Annotated in this window: 14 protein-coding genes; 9 read left to right on the top strand and 5 right to left on the bottom strand. The window is 48.0% G+C overall.

Annotated elements, in window-relative coordinates; all coding sequences use genetic code 11:
- Positions 1-614, bottom strand: a 614-nt coding sequence (locus tag OXH39_02445) for a fibronectin type III domain-containing protein (protein MCY3549291.1), incomplete at its 3' end; no start/stop codon positions are given.
- 1,361 nt (positions 615-1,975) lie between these two features.
- Between OXH39_02445 and OXH39_02440 the strand changes: the two genes are divergently transcribed.
- The 6 genes from OXH39_02440 (at position 1,976) to OXH39_02415 (ending at position 11,888) form a co-directional block, all read left to right on the top strand.
- Positions 1,976-3,268, top strand: coding sequence for a restriction endonuclease subunit S (locus OXH39_02440; protein MCY3549290.1), 1,293 nt, complete (start codon positions 1,976-1,978; stop codon positions 3,266-3,268).
- Between the two features lie 456 nt (positions 3,269-3,724).
- Complete coding sequence (locus OXH39_02435; GenBank protein MCY3549289.1) at positions 3,725-3,976, top strand: hypothetical protein; 252 nt, start codon at positions 3,725-3,727, stop codon at positions 3,974-3,976.
- Positions 3,977-4,158: 182 nt separating this feature from the next.
- Positions 4,159-7,149 carry a type I restriction endonuclease gene (locus OXH39_02430; protein MCY3549288.1) on the top strand — a complete coding sequence of 997 codons (2,991 nt, stop codon included), beginning with the start codon at positions 4,159-4,161 and terminating at the stop codon, positions 7,147-7,149.
- Positions 7,150-7,508: 359 nt separating this feature from the next.
- On the top strand, positions 7,509-8,477 hold the full coding sequence (gene hflK, locus OXH39_02425; GenBank protein ID MCY3549287.1) for an FtsH protease activity modulator HflK: 969 nt from the start codon (positions 7,509-7,511) through the stop codon (positions 8,475-8,477).
- Positions 8,478-8,653: 176 nt separating this feature from the next.
- Positions 8,654-9,616, top strand: a complete 963-nt coding sequence (hflC, locus tag OXH39_02420) for a protease modulator HflC (GenBank protein MCY3549286.1) — start codon at positions 8,654-8,656, stop codon at positions 9,614-9,616.
- 382 nt (positions 9,617-9,998) lie between these two features.
- Positions 9,999-11,888: a hypothetical protein gene (locus tag OXH39_02415; protein ID MCY3549285.1), complete on the top strand. Its 1,890-nt coding sequence runs from the start codon at positions 9,999-10,001 to the stop codon at positions 11,886-11,888.
- Between the two features lie 127 nt (positions 11,889-12,015).
- On the opposite strand, the gene OXH39_02410 is transcribed toward OXH39_02415, so the two are convergent.
- From OXH39_02410 to thiC, 3 genes are all read right to left on the bottom strand, one after another.
- A complete protein-coding gene (locus tag OXH39_02410; GenBank protein ID MCY3549284.1) occupies positions 12,016-13,104 on the bottom strand; it encodes a Gfo/Idh/MocA family oxidoreductase in 1,089 nt (362 codons plus the stop codon).
- 561 nt (positions 13,105-13,665) lie between these two features.
- Positions 13,666-14,745 (bottom strand): Gfo/Idh/MocA family oxidoreductase, encoded by a 1,080-nt coding sequence (locus OXH39_02405; GenBank protein MCY3549283.1) that lies wholly within the window; start codon positions 14,743-14,745, stop codon positions 13,666-13,668.
- 399 nt (positions 14,746-15,144) lie between these two features.
- A complete protein-coding gene (thiC, locus tag OXH39_02400) occupies positions 15,145-17,109 on the bottom strand; it encodes a phosphomethylpyrimidine synthase ThiC (protein ID MCY3549282.1) in 1,965 nt (654 codons plus the stop codon).
- Positions 17,110-17,388: 279 nt separating this feature from the next.
- On the opposite strand from thiC, the gene OXH39_02395 reads away from it, so the two are divergent.
- Together OXH39_02395 and OXH39_02390 are read left to right on the top strand one after the other, a co-directional pair.
- On the top strand, positions 17,389-18,156 hold the full coding sequence (locus tag OXH39_02395) for a hypothetical protein (GenBank protein MCY3549281.1): 768 nt from the start codon (positions 17,389-17,391) through the stop codon (positions 18,154-18,156).
- Between the two features lie 153 nt (positions 18,157-18,309).
- Positions 18,310-20,493 carry a malate synthase G gene (locus OXH39_02390; protein MCY3549280.1) on the top strand — a complete coding sequence of 728 codons (2,184 nt, stop codon included), beginning with the start codon at positions 18,310-18,312 and terminating at the stop codon, positions 20,491-20,493.
- 70 nt (positions 20,494-20,563) lie between these two features.
- Here OXH39_02390 and OXH39_02385 read toward each other — a convergent pair whose 3' ends face one another.
- Positions 20,564-21,421: an amidohydrolase family protein gene (locus OXH39_02385; protein MCY3549279.1), complete on the bottom strand. Its 858-nt coding sequence runs from the start codon at positions 21,419-21,421 to the stop codon at positions 20,564-20,566.
- 209 nt (positions 21,422-21,630) lie between these two features.
- Here OXH39_02385 and OXH39_02380 point away from each other — a divergent pair, with 209 nt between their 5' ends.
- Complete coding sequence (locus tag OXH39_02380; GenBank protein ID MCY3549278.1) at positions 21,631-22,305, top strand: hypothetical protein; 675 nt, start codon at positions 21,631-21,633, stop codon at positions 22,303-22,305.
- The last annotated feature ends 61 nt before the right edge of the window (positions 22,306-22,366 follow it).

Genomic DNA, 22,366 nt, shown 5'->3' with positions numbered 1-22,366 from the left:
CTAAAAGTATATGACCTTCCATTTTCCAATCCAGTTACAAGATGGCTCGTGCTGGTACTACCTATAGATGTCCAAGCTCCACCATTTTGACTGTATTCGTAATCGGTGACGTCACGATTGGTGGCGTGAAAGGGTAATTGAGGTATGCCTGTCCAACTCAGCGTAACTGTCCTATCATCTGTAGTTGGGGCATCTAAAGTTGCGGTGAAATCTTCAGGTGCTGGCATCATAGGTGTCCCTGTTTTGGCTGCGGATATTGTGCCTTCCTGGCCATTGTCATTTACAGCTGCTATCGTAAAAGTAGATTCTATTCCGTTGATAAGGTGAATAAATTTGTAAGACGGATTTTCTGTAAAAGCCTCAGGATTGAGAGTCGCTCCCGGCCATAAAGTAGTAGTCGTCGGCGCGGAGGCCCCGGCCGCTCTCGATCTAAGTCGATAGCGGCTAATATTAGCAATGTTTATATTGCTTGGATGTGCCCACTCCAGCGTAAGTTGGCGGTCCCCTTGTGTTACCGTAAAATTTGTAGGGGGTCCTGGGGTATCTTGAGCGACAGTTTCAGTGATCAATATCAATAGGCTCATGAGTATGAGTAAAGGTATGACTCTTTTCATTTTTAAATCTCCTTGTCGTTTTTGCAATCAAATTGGCGTTTAGGTGTGTCATGCGACACGAAAAATAGCCCGCGACGAGAGACTCCGTGCGAGACGGAGGCGGCGCGGGCGCGAAGCATCGCGAACAACGATAACTGCTGATACCGTATTCTGAAGAATAATACTTTATATTTGTAAAGTGGGGGGGGGGGGGCAGCCTAACTGCTTGTTAGTAGTCTCTACAGATGACGCGACGGTGCGACGCGGAGCTGGGTCTTCGGAGATACCTGCTCCAGTCGAGGTGGAAATCGCTTTGTTGATGTTGACTTCAATGTGTCCGTTTGGCATGGTTGTCGGCTTTGTGAAGTTTTAGGGAATCGTCGTGTCAGAAGTTTCATATTTTCACATTTGTTAATGTATATGGTATCACAGATCTCGGTATTAATCAAATTAAAAGTGCGATAAAGTCAATTATTATAAAGGTTTATTCAAATGTTGTATTAGGTCATATTTTTTGACATAAATAACAAAATAATAATGACTTTATCTAACACTTTGCGATTGACGCGACTTTTCCCAAGACCGCTCGGATACATATTTCATAGCAGAGGCGAGGGAAGATGAGATTATGGGGCAAAAGACCTATGCACAACCTAACAGCGGAGGCTACAAAGTGCTTTGGAGTTCCTGTAGGTGTTTTTGCTTGGGTGTTTCCCTTTGGTGGAACGGAGACCTCCTAAAAATCGCACACAGCACAGAATTTTCTTGCTTTTCCCTAAAAATATTGTATAATATTAGTTAGATGTAGTCTTATAATTTACTAAAGTTTGGACAATCCGTGTCGCGTGCGTGTTGTGTTTTCAAAGCGTTCTCTATTTTCCTATGAGTTTTGCACACACCGATAACTGACGGAAAAAGATTCTAAGCAGAAGGAAGCGCAGCCCGAGCGGGGCGACATTGCTTCGCAGTGAGAATAGAAACGTTGTCCCCCGCGCAGCTAAGCCCCGTAGGGGCGGAAACCTGTTTAGTATTTAAAAATTGTCCAAACTTTAGTAAAGTCTAATGAAGACTTCATTAACATAATCCTTACGACAGGGGCCCGAAATGAAAAAGCCAAAACTTGTCGTTGGACACCTCTTCCTCCTTGAGGATTAGGAGGGGTTTCAACCCCGCTAGAGCCAATGATTTGACACGAGGACATCTTATAGTAAATCTCGTAATTATTTATACACCAACACAAAGGCGAGGATACAATCCTCGCCAGCAGTAGTGAGGGTTTGTTCCGTGACGAACTGTAAACATATTTTCGGATTCTATTATAAAATCCGCGTCATCCGTGTAATCCGCGAAATCCGCGATTCAGACAAAAAGGTATTGGAATTATGAATCGTTACCCTGAATATAAAGAGAGTGGTGTGGAGTGGATTGAAGAGGTACCGAAGGGTTGGAATATGATAAGATGTACTCATCTGTTTGAACTTAAACATATAAAAAATACATCTGGGGAAATCAATTTATCTGTTTACAGAGATTATGGAGTCATTAAGCGAGACAGCAGAGATGATAATTACAACAGAGTATCAGAGGACACATCAAACTATAAACTCGTTGAGCCCGGGGATTTTGTGTTTAACAAAATGAAGTGTTGGCAAGGTTCTTTAGGAGTTTCGGAATATAGAGGAATTGTCAGTCCGGCTTATACTGTCTGTAAGCCTAAGAGACATTTTCATGGGAAATATTTCCATTATTTGCTTAGGTCTCAGCCTTACATTCAGGAGTTTAACAGATTATCCTATGGGGTGAGAATAGGCCAATGGGAACTACGATTTGAGGATTTCAAGGATATTGTTGTTCTCTATCCGTCTTTGTCAGAACAAACCCAAATCGCTAACTTTCTCGACCGGAAGACGGGACAGATTGACGAGCTCATCCGCATCAAAGAACGACGGATAGAACTGCTGCAGGAACAACGCACCGTACTGATAAATCAGGCAGTGACGAAGGGGCTTGACCCGAATGTGGAGATGAAACCGTCGGGCGTGGAGTGGATTGGGGAGATACCGAAGCATTGGACTCTTACAAGATTGAAGTATATTTCCAAAATTCCGGTGACTTATGGTCTTAATATTGAGGCAGATAGATATACCACAGAGGGGATCAGATTAATCAGAATTACTGATATTGGTGAAGGAGGAAGTCTCGCACAGAAAGGAGTTTATCTACCTGAAGATTGTGTCCCTCAAGAACAGATGCTTAATAGTTATGATTTGCTTTTCTCTCGTAGTGGCGCAACAGTAGGAAAATCTTATTTGCACCTTCAAACAGGAAAATATACCAGTGCGGGCTATCTCGTTAGATTTAACTTTAATGATTACTGGACATCGAAATTTATCTACTATGTAACACTATCACATTTTTATAGAAATTGGCTTGAACAACAGATAATCATCTCAACAATCCAGAATGTCAATGGCGAAAAGTATTCAAATTTTCAGCTTCCTATTCCTCTGCGCCAAGAACAGAAACAAATCGTCAAATTCCTTGACCGCAAAACCGGACAGATTGACGAACTGGTATCCGCAGAGCAGCGAAAGATTGAACTCCTCAAGGAATACCGTCAATCCCTCATTTCCGAAGCAGTGACCGGCAAAATAGATGTCCGAAATGATGTGTAGATCCTATCTTTTTATTTTCTGAGTTGGCGTGTGATATAGGATTATTTAGTTTTAAAGGGACTGGAACTTCCGAGGAGGTTTCAATGCCGCCCCTACGGGGCTTAGGTCTGGTGGGTGTCATTTTTCTACATAGATAGCGTCCCTACGGGACTAAAGCGCGAAGGGGGATGGAGCGCAGCCACCGCTTGGTTTTTGCCTCTTCGCTGCTCTTAAGAACTAAATGACCCTGGCGTGCGATACAGGGCATTCAGTTTTAGATAAATTATTGGATTTCATAGATGTCTGATTTTTCCTTTTTAGTCCCGGTGCGGTTCCAAACCGCACCTACCGGGCCTGGAGGACCTAAAATTGGACGAAAAAACCGAAAACTAAATAGTCCTGGCGTGCGCTACATATAGCGTTGATTTTTCGGTGTTTCTATGCTATACTTTTCAAGACGATAAGGAGTTAGAAACGATGGCACAAACAACGGCTGAGTTTCTCATAGAACAAGGCAAAGCAGAAGGCATAGAACAAGGTAAAGTGGAAGGTAAACGGGACGCGGTACTCAAACTCCTGCAGCTCCGATTTCAGAGCGTGCCTGAAGTGCTTTCACGTGAAATCAGCAATATCCACAACCTATCGCTCCTTGATACGCTTTTAGAGCAAGCGATGACCGCGCAAAGTTTAGATGAAATAGATACGCATTTCTCTTTAAACTCTCCCTGAAATGGACGATTCAGAGTTACGTGATACTGATGATGTAGCACCGACGACGTATCCCTTTGCACAGGAAACCAACGGTCCCCTATGCTATAGGGGATATGTGCCACAGGCTAACAGCCTATGCTACAGTTATATGATACCGATGATGCAGCAGCAACCTTTATCTGCTTAACGGGGTTTAGACCGTGCCGACGTATACAGAACAAAATTTTGAGGACCACATTGAAGCGCACCTGAATCGGTCGGGCTACCAGTCATTAAAATCTTTCCATTACAATAAATCCCGCTGCCTAATATCCAGTGAGACACTGCGGTTTATTCAGATGACGCAACTGATGGAGTATCAGAAACTGGAACGCCAATACGACGCGGATACACCAGATAAACTCCTTGATCGTGTCAGCAGGGAGATTAAAAATCGCGGGGTATTGGATGTGCTTCGGAAAGGAGTTAGGGATAGAGGTTGTCATTTTAAGCTGATCTACTTCCTGCCCTCAAGTGGCATGAACCCCGACCATCAAGAACTCTACGCGCAGAACCGATTCTCCCTCATTCGACAGTTAAAGTATTCGGAGAAGAACGAGAAATCGCTGGATATGACCTTGTTTCTCAATGGGTTACCGTTGGTGACAATGGAACTGAAAAACAGCCTCACCGGTCAGGTTTTCACAGATGCGGAGAAACAGTACCGAACAGCTCGGGATGCGAGGGAGCCGTTGTTCCGATTCAAGCGGTGTCTGGTGCACTTTGCGGTGGGCAACGAGAAGGTTTCGATGACAACGCACTTGCAGGGTGGCAAGACACGTTTTTTTCCCTTCAACAAGGACATTGAAAACCCCGTAAATCCAAAAGGACACAAGACCGCCTATCTTTGGGAGGACATCCTGCAGCCCGATAACCTGATTGAACTGATCAACAACTTTATCCATGAGCAGGAGACTACAGAGAAGGTCTACGATACCAAAACTAAGATGGTGAGAGATGAGAGGCACCGTGTGCTTGTTTTCCCGCGATACCATCAGCTGGATGTGATTCGTCAATTGCGGGCGGCTATCGTGACAGAGGGGGTTGGGCATAACTACCTCATCCAACACACAACTGGGAGCGGCAAATCGAACTCTATCGCGTGGTTGGCGCACCTGCTGACGCATCTGTTCAGCACTTCGGACACTACAAATCGGATATTCGACTCCATCATCGTTGTGACGGATCGGCGTGTGCTTGACAAGCAGCTGCAGGACACAATCAAACAGGTGGAGCAGGTCGACGGTGTGGTGCATGCCGTTGATCAGACCTCAGCACAACTCAGAGGTTTCCTCGAATCCGGCAAAGATATTATCATCTCGACGATTCAGAAGTTCAGCGTGATTGCCGAGGAAATTGGCAAACTCAGAAGCAAGACCTTCGCCGTGATTATTGACGAAGCGCACTCCTCGCAGAGTGGTGAATCTGCAAGGAACCTCAGGCTTTCGCTCTCGCAAGGGATTGATCTGGGCGTACCGGAAGATGATGCCGAAGAAGTATCAGATATAGACGCTAAAATCCTTGAGGTGATGGAACAACGCAGAATGCAGGAGCATATCTCCTATTTCGGTTTCAGCGGCACACCGAAAAACAAGACCTTAGAACTCTTTGGACGGAAGGATGAAGACGGAAAATTTATCCCGTTCCATGTCTATTCGATGCGCCAGAGTATCAGCGAGGGCTTTACACTGGACGTGCTGCAGAACTACACCACCTTTAAGAGGTACTTCCAACTGGTTAAGAGTGTGCCGGAGGATAGAGAGTACGAGAAAGCGCGGACGTTGCGGACATTGACCAATTACGTTGATTTGCAACCCCATAGCATTGAGACCAAGACCAAGATTATGCTGGAACACTTCACTGAACACACTGCAAAGACGATCGAAGGGAAGGGGCGGGCGATGTTGGTTACGCCGTCCCGACTGCACTGCGTCAAATACAAGTTGGAATTTGATAAACAGATGAAAGAAATGGGTCTCCCCTACGGGTGTCTGGTAGCGTTCAGCGACACGGTGCACGACACCGACAAGGGGCAGGATTACACAGAAAACGGGATGAATGCGTTGCCACCAAGCACTTCGATTGCGGACAGTTTCAAGAGTCCTGAGTATCGGATTCTGATTGTCGCGAGCAAGTTCCAAACGGGTTTCGATGAACCGCTGCTACAGACGATGTACGTCGATAAACGGTTGGACGGGCTGCAGTGTGTCCAGACCTTGAGCCGTCTGAACCGCGTCGCCACTGGTAAGACGGACACGCTAGTGCTTGACTTTGTGAATGAACCGGAGCAGATACAGGAAGCTTTTCAGGAGTACTATCAGACCACGATGCTCGCGGAGGAGACTGACCCGAATCGGTTGTATGACCTACAGCGTCAGTTGGAGAGTTTTGACCTCTATGATGAAGGTACCATCGATCAATTCTGTCGTATCTTTTATGACCCTTATCAGCCTGACGAACTTCTGCAAGGTGTCCTTGATGGTGTTGTTGAGCGATGGGCAGCACTTGAAACAGATGATAGAGAGGCGTTTCGTTCTACTTTGCAGAGTTATATTCGGCTCTATGGGTATATTTCACAGTTGATGACCTTCACCGATGTGGCGTTAGAAAAGTTGTATATTTTTGGTCGCAGTCTCAACAAGAAGCTGCCGAAACGGGATCACCCGGACTTAGGAGATGTTTTGGCATCTGTGGACTTGGATTCGTTTCGTGTGCAGAGAACATACGAAGAGTTACAACTCTCCCTTGAAGCCGAGGATAGTGAGGTTGAAGGGATTGGCAGCGATGTCCGTCCGATTAGGGAACCTGAGCAGGATTTCCTCTCCAATATCCTTGAGAATCTGAACAGTGCGCATCAGACAGATTTCACGGTGGAGGATAAGGTTGACATTGAGACCATTCACCAAAAGATGCACGAAAACGAGGAACTGCGACAGGTAATCGCCGGAGATAATACGGAGACGAACAAAGAATATAAGTTTAATCAGGTGTTTGATGAGATTTTATTGAGTTTCGTCAATAGTAGGTTGGATCTCTTCACGAAATTATCGCAACCGGAGATCAATAAGGATCTCAAGCGTCAACTCTATCAAGCCTATCTTGAGCAATCGTCCTCTTCTGTAGAAGCGGCCTCCGCGTCGCGATCTTCCTAACTCCGATTCCCGACATCTTCCCTTGACCCTTTTTACCAAATCGGTTATGATTATAGGCGTTTATTGCAGCATTAAAATAGGGTGTATTCGTTAAATAATACTAGACTTTGGACAATTTTTTTACGGGATAGAATTTCGCCCCTACGGGGCTTGGCCGCGGGGGGTCCGCCTTTTCTATAGACATTTCGCCCCTACGGGGCTGTTCATGGGGGCATCCGAGTTTATTTTTTAGCGGGTTGCGTATGTGTACGGAACTCAAAGAAAAAGGAAAAGGCGGCGGAAACAAAGCGCGAGCCGACAGAAACCGTCCAAACTATAGTTAAATAATAAATGTCAAAAATAAAAAAGGAGAAAATCTTATGCAAGACCTCCAAGATTTAATTACACGGCAACCCTACACGCGTCTCATCACGCCTAAACGGATTCTGTTTGTGATTCTCGGTGTGATAGTCTTAGCGTGCTTAGCAACGAGTTTTTATACGGTTGAGGCGGACGAGATCGCTGTTGTGCTGATGTTTGGCAAATCCGTCCGACAAGCCGAACCCGGACTCCACTTCAAGCTGCCTCTCGGTATTGAGAGGGCGATTAACGTGCCTGTCCGCAAAGTCTTCAAAGAGGAATTCGGTTTCCGTACGCTGCGAGCCGGGGTTCGGACGCAGTATGACACCCGCGACTATTCGGAGGAATCCCTCTTACTGTCGGGGGACCTGAGTATCGCCGATGTCGAATGGGTGGTTCAGTATAAAATCAAAGATCCGAAAATGTTCCTGTTCTCTGTGAGGAATCCGCAACGCGCTTTGCGCGACCTTTCAGAATCGGTCATGAGTCGGGTTGTAGGCGATCGGACTGTTACCGAAGTGTTGACTGTCGGTCGTATTGAAATCGCGGCAGAAGTTGAAGAACATCTTCAGCGATCGTTGGATCTCTACCAAACCGGATTAGATGTGGCGACCGTGACCTTGCAGGATGTGAATCCACCGGAAGCGGTGAAGTCCGCTTTTAACGCCGTTAACGAGGCGAAGCAAGAGAAAGAGCGGTTAATCAACGAGGCGTGGCGCGATTACAACCAATCCGTTCCAAAAGCCAAAGGCGTGGCGGCACAGCGAATTTCGGAGGCACAAGGGTACGCGCTGAAGCGGGTGAACGAAGCGCAGGGCGATGCGGACCGGTTCAAAGCGATTCGCACGGAATATCAGAAGGCGAAAGAGGTTACCCGTCGCCGACTCTATCTGGAAGCGATGCGAGAAGTGTTGCCACAGGTGAAAGAGATTTATGTCATTGACGGTAAAGCCAACGCACCTATCCCACTTTTGCAACTCAAGGAATAAAAACCGTCCGGTAAAATTAGAAGTCGGTGAAGAGGTGTTCGTCTCACAAAAGTTTCCTTTATTTCTTTATACGGGGCATTGAAACCCGTAGCCCGTAATGTAATGGAGGGCGGATGTACGAAGAAGCACATTATTCTTCAAACCCGCCTAATCGAACCGCAAGGAAAATTAAAAATATGAAGTCGAAAATAGTTCTCATCCCCTTAATTGTCGTTATAGTTCTGGTATTGCTGGTTGTGTCAGGTGTGTTCTATACCGTCTATGAAGGTGAACAAGTCATCATTACCGAGTTTGGTCGTCCTGTCGGGCAACCGATCGTCACCGCTGGGTTGAAAATAAAAACACCCTTTATTCAGCAGGTGCACCGCTTTGAAAAGCGGGTGCTTGAATGGGATGGATCCCCTAACCAGATTCCGACAAAGGACAAGAGATTCATCTGGTTGGATACTACGGCGCGGTGGCGTATTACAGATGCACTCAAATTCTATCAAGCACTCGGCACGGAACAATTCGCACAGTCCCGCTTAGATGACATTATTGATTCCGCTGCGCGGGATTTAGTTACGGCACAACTCTTGATTGAAGTCGTGCGGGATTCAAATCGGGTCTTAACCTTGGATCTGGAAGTCCTTGAAGGTGAGGAGGGACAGACGGGTGAACCTTTGGAGGAAATTCAGATTGGCAGGGAACGGATTACACGCATGATCCTTGAGAAGGTACAAGAGACCGTTCCGCAATTCGGCATTGAACTCGTTGATGTTCAGATAAAACGGATTAACTATGTGGACGAGGTCCGAACGAAAGTCTTTGACCAAATGATTTCGGAGCGTCAACGTATCTCTGAGAAGTACAAATCGGAGGGTGCGGGTGAAGCCGCTGACATCATGGGGCAGAAACAGAAAGAGTTAGAGCGGATTCAATCTGAAGCCTATAAGGAAGCGGAGCAGATTAAGGGAGACGCAGACGCACAAGCCATCCAAATCTATGCGGAGGCACACGGTCAGGATCCAGAGTTTTTCGCCTTTATTCAAACCTTGGAGACGTATCGAAAGACGGTAGGTGAGAGTACGAAACTCATCCTGACAACGGATAGCGACCTCTATCGGTATCTCAAAAGCAGTAGTTTACTCGGGCGTTGATCGTACCAAATGGATGCTGGGTAGGTGCGGTTTTCTAACCGAACTGGAACTTGGGCATAAACTTTGTATACACCGAAACGGAACGAAAGAGGCGAGGATACAATCCTCGCCAGCGGTGGGTCAAAACGAAAGAGGCGAGGATACAATCCTCGCCAGCGGTGGGTCAAAACGAAAGAGGCGAGGATACAATCCTCGCCAGCGGTGGGTCAAAACGAAAGAGGCGAGGATACAATCCTCGCCAGCGGTGGGTCAAGCGGTTTTATACAAAACCTTGGAGGTTGAAACGTGAGACGGATGTAATCCTGTAAATCCTCTAATCTTGAAAATCCAGATTCAGACGATTAACTGATAACTGGCAACTGAATACTGATAACTACTCTGCGTGAAACATCAACGCTCTCCTCTCAGTTTGAAAGCGGTTTGCATCGGGCTATTGCTGATTCCGATGAATGCGATGTGGCAGATGATGGGACTGCGCTGGGACATCGCGCACATGTCGATGATCTCCCTGCTCTATAACACGATCACGCTGCTCTTCGCACTGACAATCGTAAACCGCTTCACGAAAAAAGTCTCGCCGCAACTATCTCTTTCCACCGCTGAACTCCTAACAATTTATGTGATGCTGTGCCTCTCGACGGCTATCGGTGGGCACATGTGCGTACAGATTCTCCTTCCGATTATTAGTTACGCTTTCGCCTACGCGACACCGGAGAACGATTGGCAATCCTTGTTCTGGCACTATATCCCGTCATGGACATCGGTGACCGATAAGCGCGGGCTTGCTAATTTTTTCGACGGTGGTTCCACGTTTTATCCACACTTGGTGGCATGGAGCATCCCGTTGTTGTGGTGGGGACTCTTTCTCGCCGCGCTGTTTTCGGTGATGCTCAGTATCAACTTCATTTTCCGAAGGCAGTGGACCGAGAATGAGAAGTTGAGTTATCCGTTGATCCAATTGCCGTTGGCGATGGCGAATCCGAGGAGCGGGTTTTTCCGTAGCAAAGCGATGTGGATCGGATTTGCAGTTGCCGCTGGCATTGACCTCCTCAACGGAGTTAATTACCTGTTCCCACAGGTGCCGCGACTGAGCGGTATCCGCGCTTATGACATCGCCGATTTCTTTACCGTCCGTCCGTGGAACGCAATCACGTGGTTCCCGATTGGCATTTATCCATTTGCCGTTGGCTTGGCGTTTTTCATGCCGTTGGAGTTGTCGTTTTCCTGTTGGTTCTTTTATCTGTATTGGCAAGCACTCCGTGTATTAGGCAGTGCGGTTGGTTTGTCGGCACCCTTCCCGTATGCGGCGGAGCAATCCTTCGGTGCCTATATCGGTATCGGTATCATTGCGGTGTGGAGTGCGCGCCGATACTTGACACAAGTGCTTCGTCGGTTGTTTGGTATGCAATCTTCATTCACAGACACGGACGAACCGATTTCTTACCGTGCAGCCGTGGTATGGATGGTGTTGAGTGTGGTGTTCCTTGTCGGGTTCTGCTACAAGCTCGGGATGTCGTTGTGGGTGATCGCGACCTTCTTTGGACTTTTCTTCGGGTTGGCGACGGGGATTACGCGAATGCGTGCCGAACTCGGTTCACCCGTTCACGACCAGCATTACGCCGGTCCTGACAGGATGATGTATTCGGTTTTTGGGGCGAAACAGCTCGGTGCGAGCAATCTGACAGGGTTGGCGTATCTCTATTTTTTCAATCGTGCGTACGATTGCCTGTTGATGCCACACCATCTTGAGGGATTGAAAATAGCCGAGCGTGCCAGCATCGAAAACAAGACCTTCGCAAGGGCGGTGATTGTTGCTATCGGTGTGAGTATTGTCGCGACGATTTGGGCATATCTGCACGTCTCTTATCAGGACGGTGTTTATACAGCGTGGGCAGGCAGGGAGACCTTCAGTCGACTCGGTAGACGGCTCGTGCAACCGGCGGGTCCCGATACCGCAGTGCTGAGTGCGGTCAGTGTTGGGACAGTTGTCGCTGTGCTCTTGGCGTTCCTACGCGGACGGTGGATGTGGATGCCGTTCCATCCAGCGGGTTATGCCGTTACCAGCACCTTCACGATGAATTTCTTCTGGTTTTCGCTCCTTGTGAGTTTCATCCTGAAATGGATTATTACGAAGCATGGCGGGATCGGTGGTTTTCGGAGGGCAGCACCTTTCTTCCTCGGTTTGGTGTTGGGTGAATTCGTCGTAACGACCTTCTGGGGCACAGTGGCGATTCTGTTCCGAGTGGAGACGTATATAACGATTAATTTGTAGGAATTAGTTTTCAGTACGATTTTTCTGCGAAAAATCTTTCAGTTATTAGTTATCAGTTAAGAGGTGTCTTGGTCAAAGAACCTCTCTTTAACTGACAACTGAGTACTGACAACCAGCAACTAAAAATCTAATCTATTTCCCATTCTTTTAAACCGAGTGGGACAGGATTAGGACGTTCTGTTGTGCTTTTGATGATGACGTGTTCACCGGTTTCGGAGGATTTATCGAAGGCGAGCATGACTTCAAGTACATGGTATGCCAATGCGCCATTTGCGCGGTGTGTGCGTCCTGAACGGATTGCGGACACCATATCGATAACTCCAATCATCCGAGCGTTGTTCGGGAAATGGATTTCCTGCTCTTCCCAATCGCCACCCGCGGGACAAACATTTACGGGTCCGCCGAATCCATTTGGATCGGGGACTGTCATTGAGCCGGTCTCACCATAGATTTCAATACAAGGCAAACTCTGTCGCCACATATCAAAACTCATGATTGTCGTGACAATTGTCCCATTTTCAAACTCCATCACGCCTGTCAGATGCGTTGTGATGTTGACGGGGATACGCATGCCATTCAATGCTTGACTCGTTGCAATTCGCTCCTCAAATCCCTTTGTCGTAATCGCTGCGACGCGCTTGACGGGACCGAGGATGTTGACGAGTGCCGTCACGTAGTATGGTCCCATGTCCAGCATCGGTCCGCCGCCGATGTCGTAAAAGAAAGCAGGATTCGGGTGCCAGCCTTCCGGTCCGTGTCCACACATGAACGCACTGCCAGCGATGGGTCTCCCAATTTTCCCCGCATCCAACGCCTGTCGCGATGTCTGGATTCCCGCGCCGAGAAAGGTATCGGGTGCGGAACCGACGCGGAGCCCTTTTTCTGCTGCAGTGTCAATAAGCTGCTTTCCGCTTTCGATGTCCACGCCAAGCGGTTTTTCGCTGTAGACGTGTTTGCCTGCTTCCAAGACTTGGAGTCCAACATCTACATGCGCTCTCGGGATGGTGAGATTCACGACGAGTTCTATCTCACTATCTACGAGCAATTCATCGACGGTGCATGCGTGACAGTTGTATCTTTCAGCTTGCGTTTGTGCGGCTTCCATTCGAAGGTCTGCACAGGCTTTGATTTCTAAGATGTCAGTTTTTCGGGACCCTTCAAAGTAGGCACCGCTGATTGTGCCACAGCCAATAATTCCAATCTTCATTTTTTTAATTATGAGCTCCTGGACTGCCTTCCACTTCGTTTCAGGCAGGTTTTGGGTCAATTCGAGCGTGCTTAAGGATTCGTGCGGTCTAACATAAATTCGTCTTGTAGGAAGGACTTCCGAATCCCGACTGCTGCCCTTAAGTTTGTAGTAGTGTGATTCATCGCACGTTCTAAATGTCTGCTAACGGGCAATAAATTGCCCTCCTACAAAAGTTATGCTTCATCCTCACATATTTATCCTGTGCGGTTGGAAACCGCACCATAACTGTCAATTTAGGGATTTTTGGCGGTATTTTGCGGGAATGTCCCTACAAATGCCGCCCCTACGGGGCTTTATCTTGCTTTGATTCCCATTTCTACATAGATGCCGTCCCTACGGGACTAAAGAGGGTTTCTGGCGTGTACAAAGTTCATGGCTAAAACCCGGCGCAGTTAGAAACAGTGAAAAAATACCCCAGCAAAAACCCTACCGGACCTGGGACTACAACGGTTATTTGCTCTAAAATTGACAGTTATGGTGCGATTTCTAACCGCACCTATCGGGGTTGTGGAGTCGGATTGATATAGTTTAGTCTATTTCCCATTCTTTTAAACCGAGTGGGACAGGTTCGGGACGTTCCGTTGTGCTTTCAATAACGACGTGTTCACCTGTTTCGGAGGATTTGTCGAAGGCACACATCACCTCAAGCACGTGATATGCTAACGCTCCGTTTGCCCGATGCGTTCGTCCCGAAAGGATGGCGGATACCATATCGATGACCCCAATCATCCGAGCGTTGTTGGGGAAACGGATTTCCTCTTGTTCCCAATCGCCTCCGGCTGGACAGACATTTACGGGTCCACCGAATCCGTTCGGATCAGGCACCGTCATTGAACCGGTTTCGCCATAGATTTCGATACAGGGGAGGCTATGTCGCCACATATCGAAACTCATGATCATCGTGATAATCGCGCCGTTCTGGAATTCAATGGTGCCGGTGAGGTGGGTCGTGATTTTGACCGGGATACGTAAGCCACGCACGGCTTGACTCGTTGCGATACGTTCTTCAAAGGCTTTCGTTGTAATCGCTGCGACGCGCTTGACGGGACCGAGGACATTGACAAGTGCCGTCACGTAGTAAGGTCCCATATCCAGCATTGGGCCACCGCCAAGGTCATAGTAGAAGGCGGGGTTCGGGTGCCAACTCTCGTGTCCATGTCCACACATGAACGCTGTTCCAGCAATTGGTTTACCAATTTTCCCAGCATCCAATGTTTGTCGCGACGTTTGGATTCCTGCGCCGAGAAAGGTATCGGGTGCCGATCCGACGCGGAGCCCTTTTGCTGTTGCGGTGTCAATCAATTGCTTTCCGCTTTCGGTATCCACGCCGAGCGGTTTTTCACTGTAGACGTGTTTGCCTGCTTCCAAGACCTGTAAACCGACTTCAACGTGTGCTCTCGGAATGGTGAGGTTCACAACGAGTTCTATTTCTGGATCCGCAAGCAGTTCATCGACGGTACATGCGTGACTGTTGTATCTTTCGGCTTGTGCCTGCGCTGCTTCCATTCGGAGGTCTGCGCAGGCTTTAATTTCTAAGATGTCGGTTTTTCGCGCCCCCTCAAAATAGGCACTGCTGATTGTGCCACAGCCAATAATTCCAATCTTCATATATTACGTTTGCCTTTCAGATGCTTATCAGTTTCGATTCAATCTGACCTACATAACTATCCGGTGTGGTTGGGAAACCGCACCATAGGTGTCAATTTAGGGATTTTCACGGAAACCATCTTTTGGGGTAATGTCCCCTCAAATGCCGCCCCTACGGGGCTTGATCGGGGGCGCGACCGTTTTTCTACACAGATGCTGCAGAAATACCCAAGCAAATAAACCCTACGGGACTGAAGAGGGTTTCTGGCGTGTACAAAGTTCATGGCTAAAACCCGGCGCAGTTGGAAACAGCGCCTACCGGTCCTGGACTACAACGATTATTTTTTGTAAAATTGACAGTTATGGTGCGGTTAGGAAACCGCACCTACCTTAACTGGGGTCGGATCGTAATTTGTTCTGTTAATCAGCCGCTTCGGTATCTTCCTCCTTCGCATCGGATGCGATATGGAGTTGGTGCCCCTGTTCCTTGAACTGTTCGCTCTTTTCCGCCATCCCTTCTGTAAGTGCTTCTTCGGCGGTGATGCCTTTCTCCTCGGCATATTTACGGATATCCTCCGTGATTTTCATTGAGCAGAAATGCGGACCGCACATAGAGCAGAAGTGAACGGTTTTTGCTGATTCACTGGGAAGGGTTTCGTCGTGGTATTCGCGAGCGGTCTCTGGATCAAGACTGAGGTTGAACTGATCTTCCCAGCGGAACTCGAAACGCGCTTTCGACAACACATTGTCGCGTTCCTGCGCACCTGGATGTCCTTTCGCGAGGTCTGCTGCGTGCGCAGCGATCTTGTAGGCAATCACACCTTCCTTCACATCGTCTCTGTTCGGCAATCCGAGATGTTCTTTCGGGGTCACGTAGCAGAGCATTGCGCATCCGAACCACCCGATCATTGCTGCACCGATACCACTGGTGATGTGATCATAGCCGGGGGCGATGTCGGTCGTCAACGGACCGAGCGTGTAGAACGGTGCTTCGTCGCAATGTTTGAGCTGCAGATCCATATTCTCCTTGATGAGATGCATCGGGATGTGTCCAGGTCCCTCAATCATGACTTGGCAATCGTGTTCCCAGGCGATTTTCGTGAGTTCGCCGAGTGTTTCCAATTCCGCAAATTGCGCCTCGTCGTTCGCATCGGGAATCGCACCCGGACGCAGTCCATCACCGAGAGAGAAGGAGACATCGTAGGCACGCATAATCTCACAAATTTCGGGAAAATGGGTGTAGAGGAAACTTTCTTGATGATGTGCCAGACACCACTTCGCCATGATACTACCACCGCGAGAGACAATACCACAAGATCGATTCGCTGTCAGCGGTATGTAGGCGAGGCGAACACCAGCGTGAATGGTGAAGTAATCGACACCTTGTTCGGCTTGTTCAATAAGGGTGTCCCGATACACTTCCCAGCTCAGTTCTTCCGGTTTACCACTGACTTTCTCCAGTGCCTGATAGATCGGTACTGTCCCGATGGGGACGGGCGAGTTACGCAGAATCCACTCTCGTGTTTCGTGGATGTTTTTACCAGTTGAGAGATCCATCACCGTATCGGTTCCCCATTTCGTTGCCCATCGCATTTTTTCGACCTCTTCCTCTATTGAAGAGGCAACGGCAGAGTTACCGATGTTCGCGTTGATTTTCACGAGGAAGTTTCTGCCGATGATCATCGGTTCACTTTCGGGGTGATTGATATTCGCTGGGATAATCGCACGCCCGCGCGCGACCTCATCTCGGACGAACTCAGGCGTAATGTATTCAGGGATAAACGCACCGAACGTCTCACCCGGATGTTGATGGTTCAATCGGTTGCGCGTCCGATAATCACCGTGAATCGCTTCGTACGCTTGTGCTCTCCCCAGATTCTCGCGGATAGCGATGTATTCCATCTCAGGTGTTACGATCCCGCGTTTCGCATAAGCCATCTGTGTAACGGCTTCGCCGTTCTTTGCGCGCAGCGGTTTCCGTTTCAAACCCGGAAAGTTTTTCAACCCACCCTTTGATTCCGATCGCATACGAGCGTACTGTTCGTGTCCTTTGGTGAGATAGCCGTTATCCTGTGGCTGAATTTCCCGCCCATCGTATGCTTCAACATCGCCACGTGCCTGAATCCAATCTTGCCGCATCGGCGGAATCCCAGATTCGACATCACAGGATTGTGAGTCGTCGCCCCACACACCGCTTGTGTCGTAAACACGTAACGGTTCATTCTCCTCAACTGTTCCGTCAGCGACGTGTGTCGGGGTGAGTGTGATTTCACGGAAAGGGACGCGGATATCAGGGTGCACGTTACCGGAAACGTACACTTTTCTACTGTTCGGAAAGAAACCTTCAGTTTTAGAACCCATGACATTGACCTCCAATAGCCTCATCGTCGTTCTGTTTGCGTTCGTGTTAATTGTCTGTGCATCTGTTGCAAGCCATTCTGTGGTGTAACTTTTCACACCGTCCGTAATATGTTTCGCTTCAGTGAAAAAGGGAAGTCTTTATTCTGCTTAACATACTAACACAAACTTTACATTTTCGCAAGTCGCATGAGAAGGGTGTGGGTGCTTCCATCAAAAATGAGTTGGCAATTGCCTATAAGTGTAGTATAATCTGACATTGAAACCGTCTTGAGCTCGACACAAAACTGCCCGGAGGTATGCAGCATGAAACAGCAAAAGCATCGGAAACCCGCGCGTAATTTTACGATAAGAAAAGGTGGATACATTACCAAATCTCAACTCGGAAAACGTGGCACGATTCTCTCTGAATCCCAACTCCATGATTTTGAAGTCGAAAGAAAATTAGGGAGAAAGGTAGGTGATGTTACTGTGATTACATTAGAGGATTTAAACACGGTTCGGCTCTTTCGCTACAATGATATTGAGAAAGCAGAAAAAAAATTAATGCTTGAGAATTTTAACGATGTTTCAATGCGAAAAAGATTTTGCCAGATTTGGAATATAGAAATGGAAGAACATCCCGACACTCACTTTTCGCACGAAGAATTGTTGGAGCGTGGACATTGGACTCCCGAACGCGTGAATAGATTCTTGTCGTCTGAGTCTTTCTCTATAACTTTTTTAGGAGGGCGCTTAACCTATTCAATTTATCTAAAATCCGATGTTCGCAAAGTCGAACGTTCAGACGATTACAAAACGTTGTGGCAAACCGAAAAGCAGGAGAAAGCTGCAGCACGTAAGGCAATACGCGAGAAAGAAAAAATCACTCAGACACGGCTCATCTCTGAACGTGGTTGGACAAAAGGTCTCATCAATGAATTGTTAGGTGAGCCAGATGTTTTTCTCGATAACCCGCATTATAAATCTGCGGCACCCATGCGCTTGTATTTCCTTGATCGTGTTAAACATATTGAACAGACGAGCGATGTGTTTAAATCGCGGCGGAAGGATCGGCGAAAATCTCCAAACTAAAAAGCCATAATTTATGAAAAAAACAATTGACAAACTATGGATACATTGCTATGATAAATGGCAACTCAGGCGGAATTATTTGTCGGTGCAACGAAGCATCAGTTGACAGAGATCCAACATCCTATGAAAGCACCTTAGAATGGAGAGAATAGCATGGGAAACCGAATTGAAATCGGTAACCTCAGAATAGATAGAGATTTGTACGCATTGGTGCGAGATGAGATCGCACCCGGCACAGGCATAGAAGCAGATGCCTTTTGGAAAGCGTTTGGCGACATCGTTACGGCATTCGCGCCTGAAAACAAGGCGTTATTGGAAAAACGGGATGTGCTTCAGCAACAGATTGACGCATGGCATCTGGCACGCCAAGATGAACCGATTGATGGCGAGGCGTATGCAGCGTTCCTTACCGAGATAGGCTATCTGCTCCCTGAAGGACGGGATTTTACTGTGATTACCGAGGACGTTGACATAGAGATTTCGCTCATCTCAGGTCCACAGTTGGTTGTACCGACCGATAACGCTCGCTATGCGCTAAACGCGGCGAACGCGCGCTGGGGAAGCCTCTACGATGCGCTCTACGGCACCGATGTTATTGATGAGTCGGACGGTGCTACACGAGGAACGACCTATAACCCTGTCCGAGGGGCGAAGGTCATCGCGTACACCGAGCAGTTTTTAGATGAAATGACAGGGCTTGAAACTGGGAGTTTCTCTGACGTTACAGAATTTGCCCTCAAAGCCGTTCACGGTGAGCAACAGTTGCGAGCGACACTCAGCGATGGCAGTGAGGTGGGTTTGGCGGATCCGACCAAATTCGTGGGTTTTACACAAAACGGTGGCGAACTCAGTGCTATTCTGCTTAGAAACCACGGGCTGCACATTGATATACAGATAGACCGAGAACATCCGGTGGGGAAAGCACATCCTGCTGGGGTTGTCGATGTTATCCTTGAGTCTGCGATCACGACGATTCAGGATTGTGAGGATTCCGTCGCGGCAGTAGATGCGGCAGATAAGGTGCGCGTCTATAGTAATTGGAACGGTATCATGAAGGGGACGCTGGAGACGACATTTGAGAAAAATGGCGAGATGCTGACCCGTCGCCTCGCGCCGGATAAGACATTTACCGCCCCCGATGGAAGCACGCTGACGTTACCGGGTAGGAGTCTTCTCTTGATTCGGAACGTTGGTCTCCACATGTACACAGATGCTGTCACGACAGCAGAAGGGGACGAAATCCCCGAAGGCATCCTTGATGCCATGGTAACGAGTTTCGCCGCAATGCATGACCTCCAAGGTAATGGTCTCCATACCAATAGCAAAACGGGTAGTATCTACATCGTCAAGCCGAAGTTCCATGGACCCGAAGAAGTGGATATGACAATTCGGATGTTTGAGTGGATAGAGTCTGCACTTGGGCTTCCGACGAATACTATTAAAATTGGGATTATGGATGAAGAGCGCCGAACGACGGTCAACCTCAAAGAAGCGATCCGGGTGGCACAGGAGCGACTCGTCTTTATTAACACCGGATTTTTGGATAGGACCGGTGATGAAATTCATACGAGTATGGAAGCGGGACCCATGACCCCCAAAATGGACATCCGCAACGAGCCGTGGATGCTTGCTTATGAGGATTGGAACGTCGATATCGGAATTGAAACCGCCTTGCTTGGTACCGCACAGATTGGGAAGGGGATGTGGACGAAACCTGACCACATGGCGGAGATGGTTGAAACGAAGGTGAATCATCCGTTAGCAGGGGCGACAACCGCATGGGTGCCGTCGCCGACAGCCGCAACGCTTCATGCGATGCACTACCACCGGGTTGATGTCGGAAACTGGATAAAGGAATTGTCCGCGAGACAGCGTGCGAGTATGGCAGATCTGTTGACCCCACCACTATTAAGGGAACGCCAGTTGCAACCCGATGAGATTCAGCAAGAATTGGACAACAACGCACAGGGTATCTTAGGATATGTTGTCCGATGGGTGGATCAAGGTATCGGCTGCTCAAAGGTCCCGGATATTAACGATGTCGGCTTGATGGAGGATCGGGCGACCCTACGGATTTCAAGTCAACACATTGCGAATTGGCTGCACCACGGGATCGTTACGAAGGAGCAGGTAACCGAGACGTTCCAACGGATGGCAAAGATTGTTGACGGACAGAACGCTGGTGACCCGAATTATCGGGACATGTCGCCAAACTATGACGAGAGTGTCGCATTTCAGGCGGCTTTGGACCTCGTGTTCAAGGGGTGTGAGCTGCCGAACGGGTATACGGAGTTTGTGCTACATCCGCGCCGACGGGAGGTTAAATCTGGCAGTTAACGAGGAAAATTACTACAAAAGGGGAAGTATGGAAGATCTATCTTTCTGTGCTTCCCCTTTCCTTTTTCCTCTACGAATCGAGTCTGTAGAATTTGATGGCGTTGTCACGGAAGAGGTTGCGCAATTCCTCGGATGAACATCCTGATACAACCTCTTTCAATGTCTGCACCCATCGTGGATAATCAGTCGCTTGCGTGGAGACGGGCCAGTCACTGCCGTATATGACGCGGTCAAAACCGAAACAGGCGATGATGTGTTCAATATAGGGTTGTAGGTCGTCGGGTGTCCACGTGTCAAGGTCCGCCTCTGTTACCAGACCTGATATTTTGCAGTGAACGTTCGGTAACGCTGCAAGTGTCTGGATTTCCTGCTTCCACGGATCAAAAAGTTGGTTTTTGATGTCGGGTTTGCCGATATGATCCAAGATGAATTGGACATGCGGACACTGTTCGACTAAGCGAATTGCATTGGCGAGTTGGGGGTGGAAAATACAGATGTCGAAACTCAATCCGTAGCGAGAGAGCGTTTTGACACCACTTACAAAGTTCGGTTGAACGCAGAAATCCACGCTTTCGGATTGGATGAGGCGACGGATACCTTTGACGAGCGGGTTCTGTGCCAATTTTTCAACGAAAGGGGCTACCTGTTTGCCTTCTTCAAGCGGTGCCCAGGCAACGATGCCTTGAATCCGAGGTTCTACTGTCGTCGCGAGATCGGTAACCCACGCTGTCTCTTTCAAGCCGTCATCGGGATGTGTATCGCACTGCACGAAGACCATGGATTCGATTTCCAGTTCGCCGTACGCGTCGGCGTAATCTTTTAGGAGATAAGGTCTGTTTAGGGCTGGTGCTTCCGTAAGCCACGGATATCTCAGTTGTTTGGGGTGCCAGAGGTGAACGTGTGTGTCAACGATTGGAAATTTCTCCATTGTGGTACTCCTTCATTGTATTGCGTTTGGGAGTATTTTAAGGCTGCTATGCAGGATTGTCAAGTTGAAAAATTGACATCCGCAACGAGAAGGTGTATAATACTTTAGCGTTGCGATAAAGACATTTTTCTGTTTTTCACAGTTTTCACATTTGAATCTGCAGGATCCTACTGCAACTGTGCTTCTCTTTTATTTTAGAGGACTTGATTATGAGCGAGAAGAAGTTGATAAATTCAAAATTTCAGAAGTGGCGTGAATGGATGACGACTATTGAACCAGAGATTCGGTTACTGCTTCGGGATGCCAGAGTGTTCTGGGAAATCCAAATTATAATTGATGGACATCGACGCACCCAGGATTTTCACTATGGATATCTCGAACGCTCGTATCTTGATCATGTGATCGCCAGTCTGCGTCGACAACTTAAGCCACATAAAGGGCATATCTCCTTTGTGGGATTACTCCATGAGATTGTTGAAAATCCGCAAGAATTGCCCCACACCTCCTGTAATTCTGACCGTTCAGATCCGAAGGATATGTCCGATTCCGCTTCATGTTCAGATGTTATAAGTACGCATATTTGTCCAGAGATGGTAACTGAAGACATAGAACAACTTACATCGGCGTTAGAAGCATGCGAAGCGTTTGCTGATGAACGACTGGTCTATTGCGCAAAGCATGCGTCGAAAAATATACCGCTATCTAAGGAACTCGATGCCTGCTTTAAATTGTTGGATAAGACCTACGTGAAATATCACGAGCTGTTTTATAGGAAGGGTCTAAAAACCTTGCAACCCCCTCGTCAAGCGGGTACCCTCAAAGGACTTATCAAGATCGCTGACGATTTTGACGCTGAGCTCCCAGAATTTAGGGAGTATATGTAGTGAGATACCTGTTGGACACACAATGGTGACAGTTTGGTAGGGACTCCTTGAAGGGGGCAGA

The organism is Candidatus Poribacteria bacterium (assembly GCA_026702755.1).
GTDB lineage: Bacteria > Poribacteria > WGA-4E > WGA-4E > WGA-3G > WGA-3G.
Note: the sequence above shows the minus strand (reverse complement) of the source record. Positions and strands in the feature narration are given on the sequence as shown.

Bases quoted from the DNA above. Each gene is read 5' to 3' on its own strand.
- OXH39_02440 (MCY3549290.1), top strand. From the start codon at position 1,976: ATGAATCGTTACCCTGAATATAAAGAGAGTGGTGTGGAGTGGATTGAA.
- OXH39_02395 (MCY3549281.1), top strand. From the start codon at position 17,389: ATGAAACAGCAAAAGCATCGGAAACCCGCGCGTAATTTTACGATAAGA.
- hflK (MCY3549287.1), top strand. From the start codon at position 7,509: ATGCAAGACCTCCAAGATTTAATTACACGGCAACCCTACACGCGTCTC.
- hflC (MCY3549286.1), top strand. From the start codon at position 8,654: ATGAAGTCGAAAATAGTTCTCATCCCCTTAATTGTCGTTATAGTTCTG.
- OXH39_02435 (MCY3549289.1), top strand. From the start codon at position 3,725: ATGGCACAAACAACGGCTGAGTTTCTCATAGAACAAGGCAAAGCAGAA.
- OXH39_02390 (MCY3549280.1), top strand. From the start codon at position 18,310: ATGGGAAACCGAATTGAAATCGGTAACCTCAGAATAGATAGAGATTTG.
- OXH39_02405 (MCY3549283.1), bottom strand. From the start codon at position 14,745: ATGAAGATTGGAATTATTGGCTGTGGCACAATCAGCAGTGCCTATTTT.
- thiC (MCY3549282.1), bottom strand. From the start codon at position 17,109: ATGAGGCTATTGGAGGTCAATGTCATGGGTTCTAAAACTGAAGGTTTC.
- OXH39_02380 (MCY3549278.1), top strand. From the start codon at position 21,631: ATGAGCGAGAAGAAGTTGATAAATTCAAAATTTCAGAAGTGGCGTGAA.
- OXH39_02385 (MCY3549279.1), bottom strand. From the start codon at position 21,421: ATGGAGAAATTTCCAATCGTTGACACACACGTTCACCTCTGGCACCCC.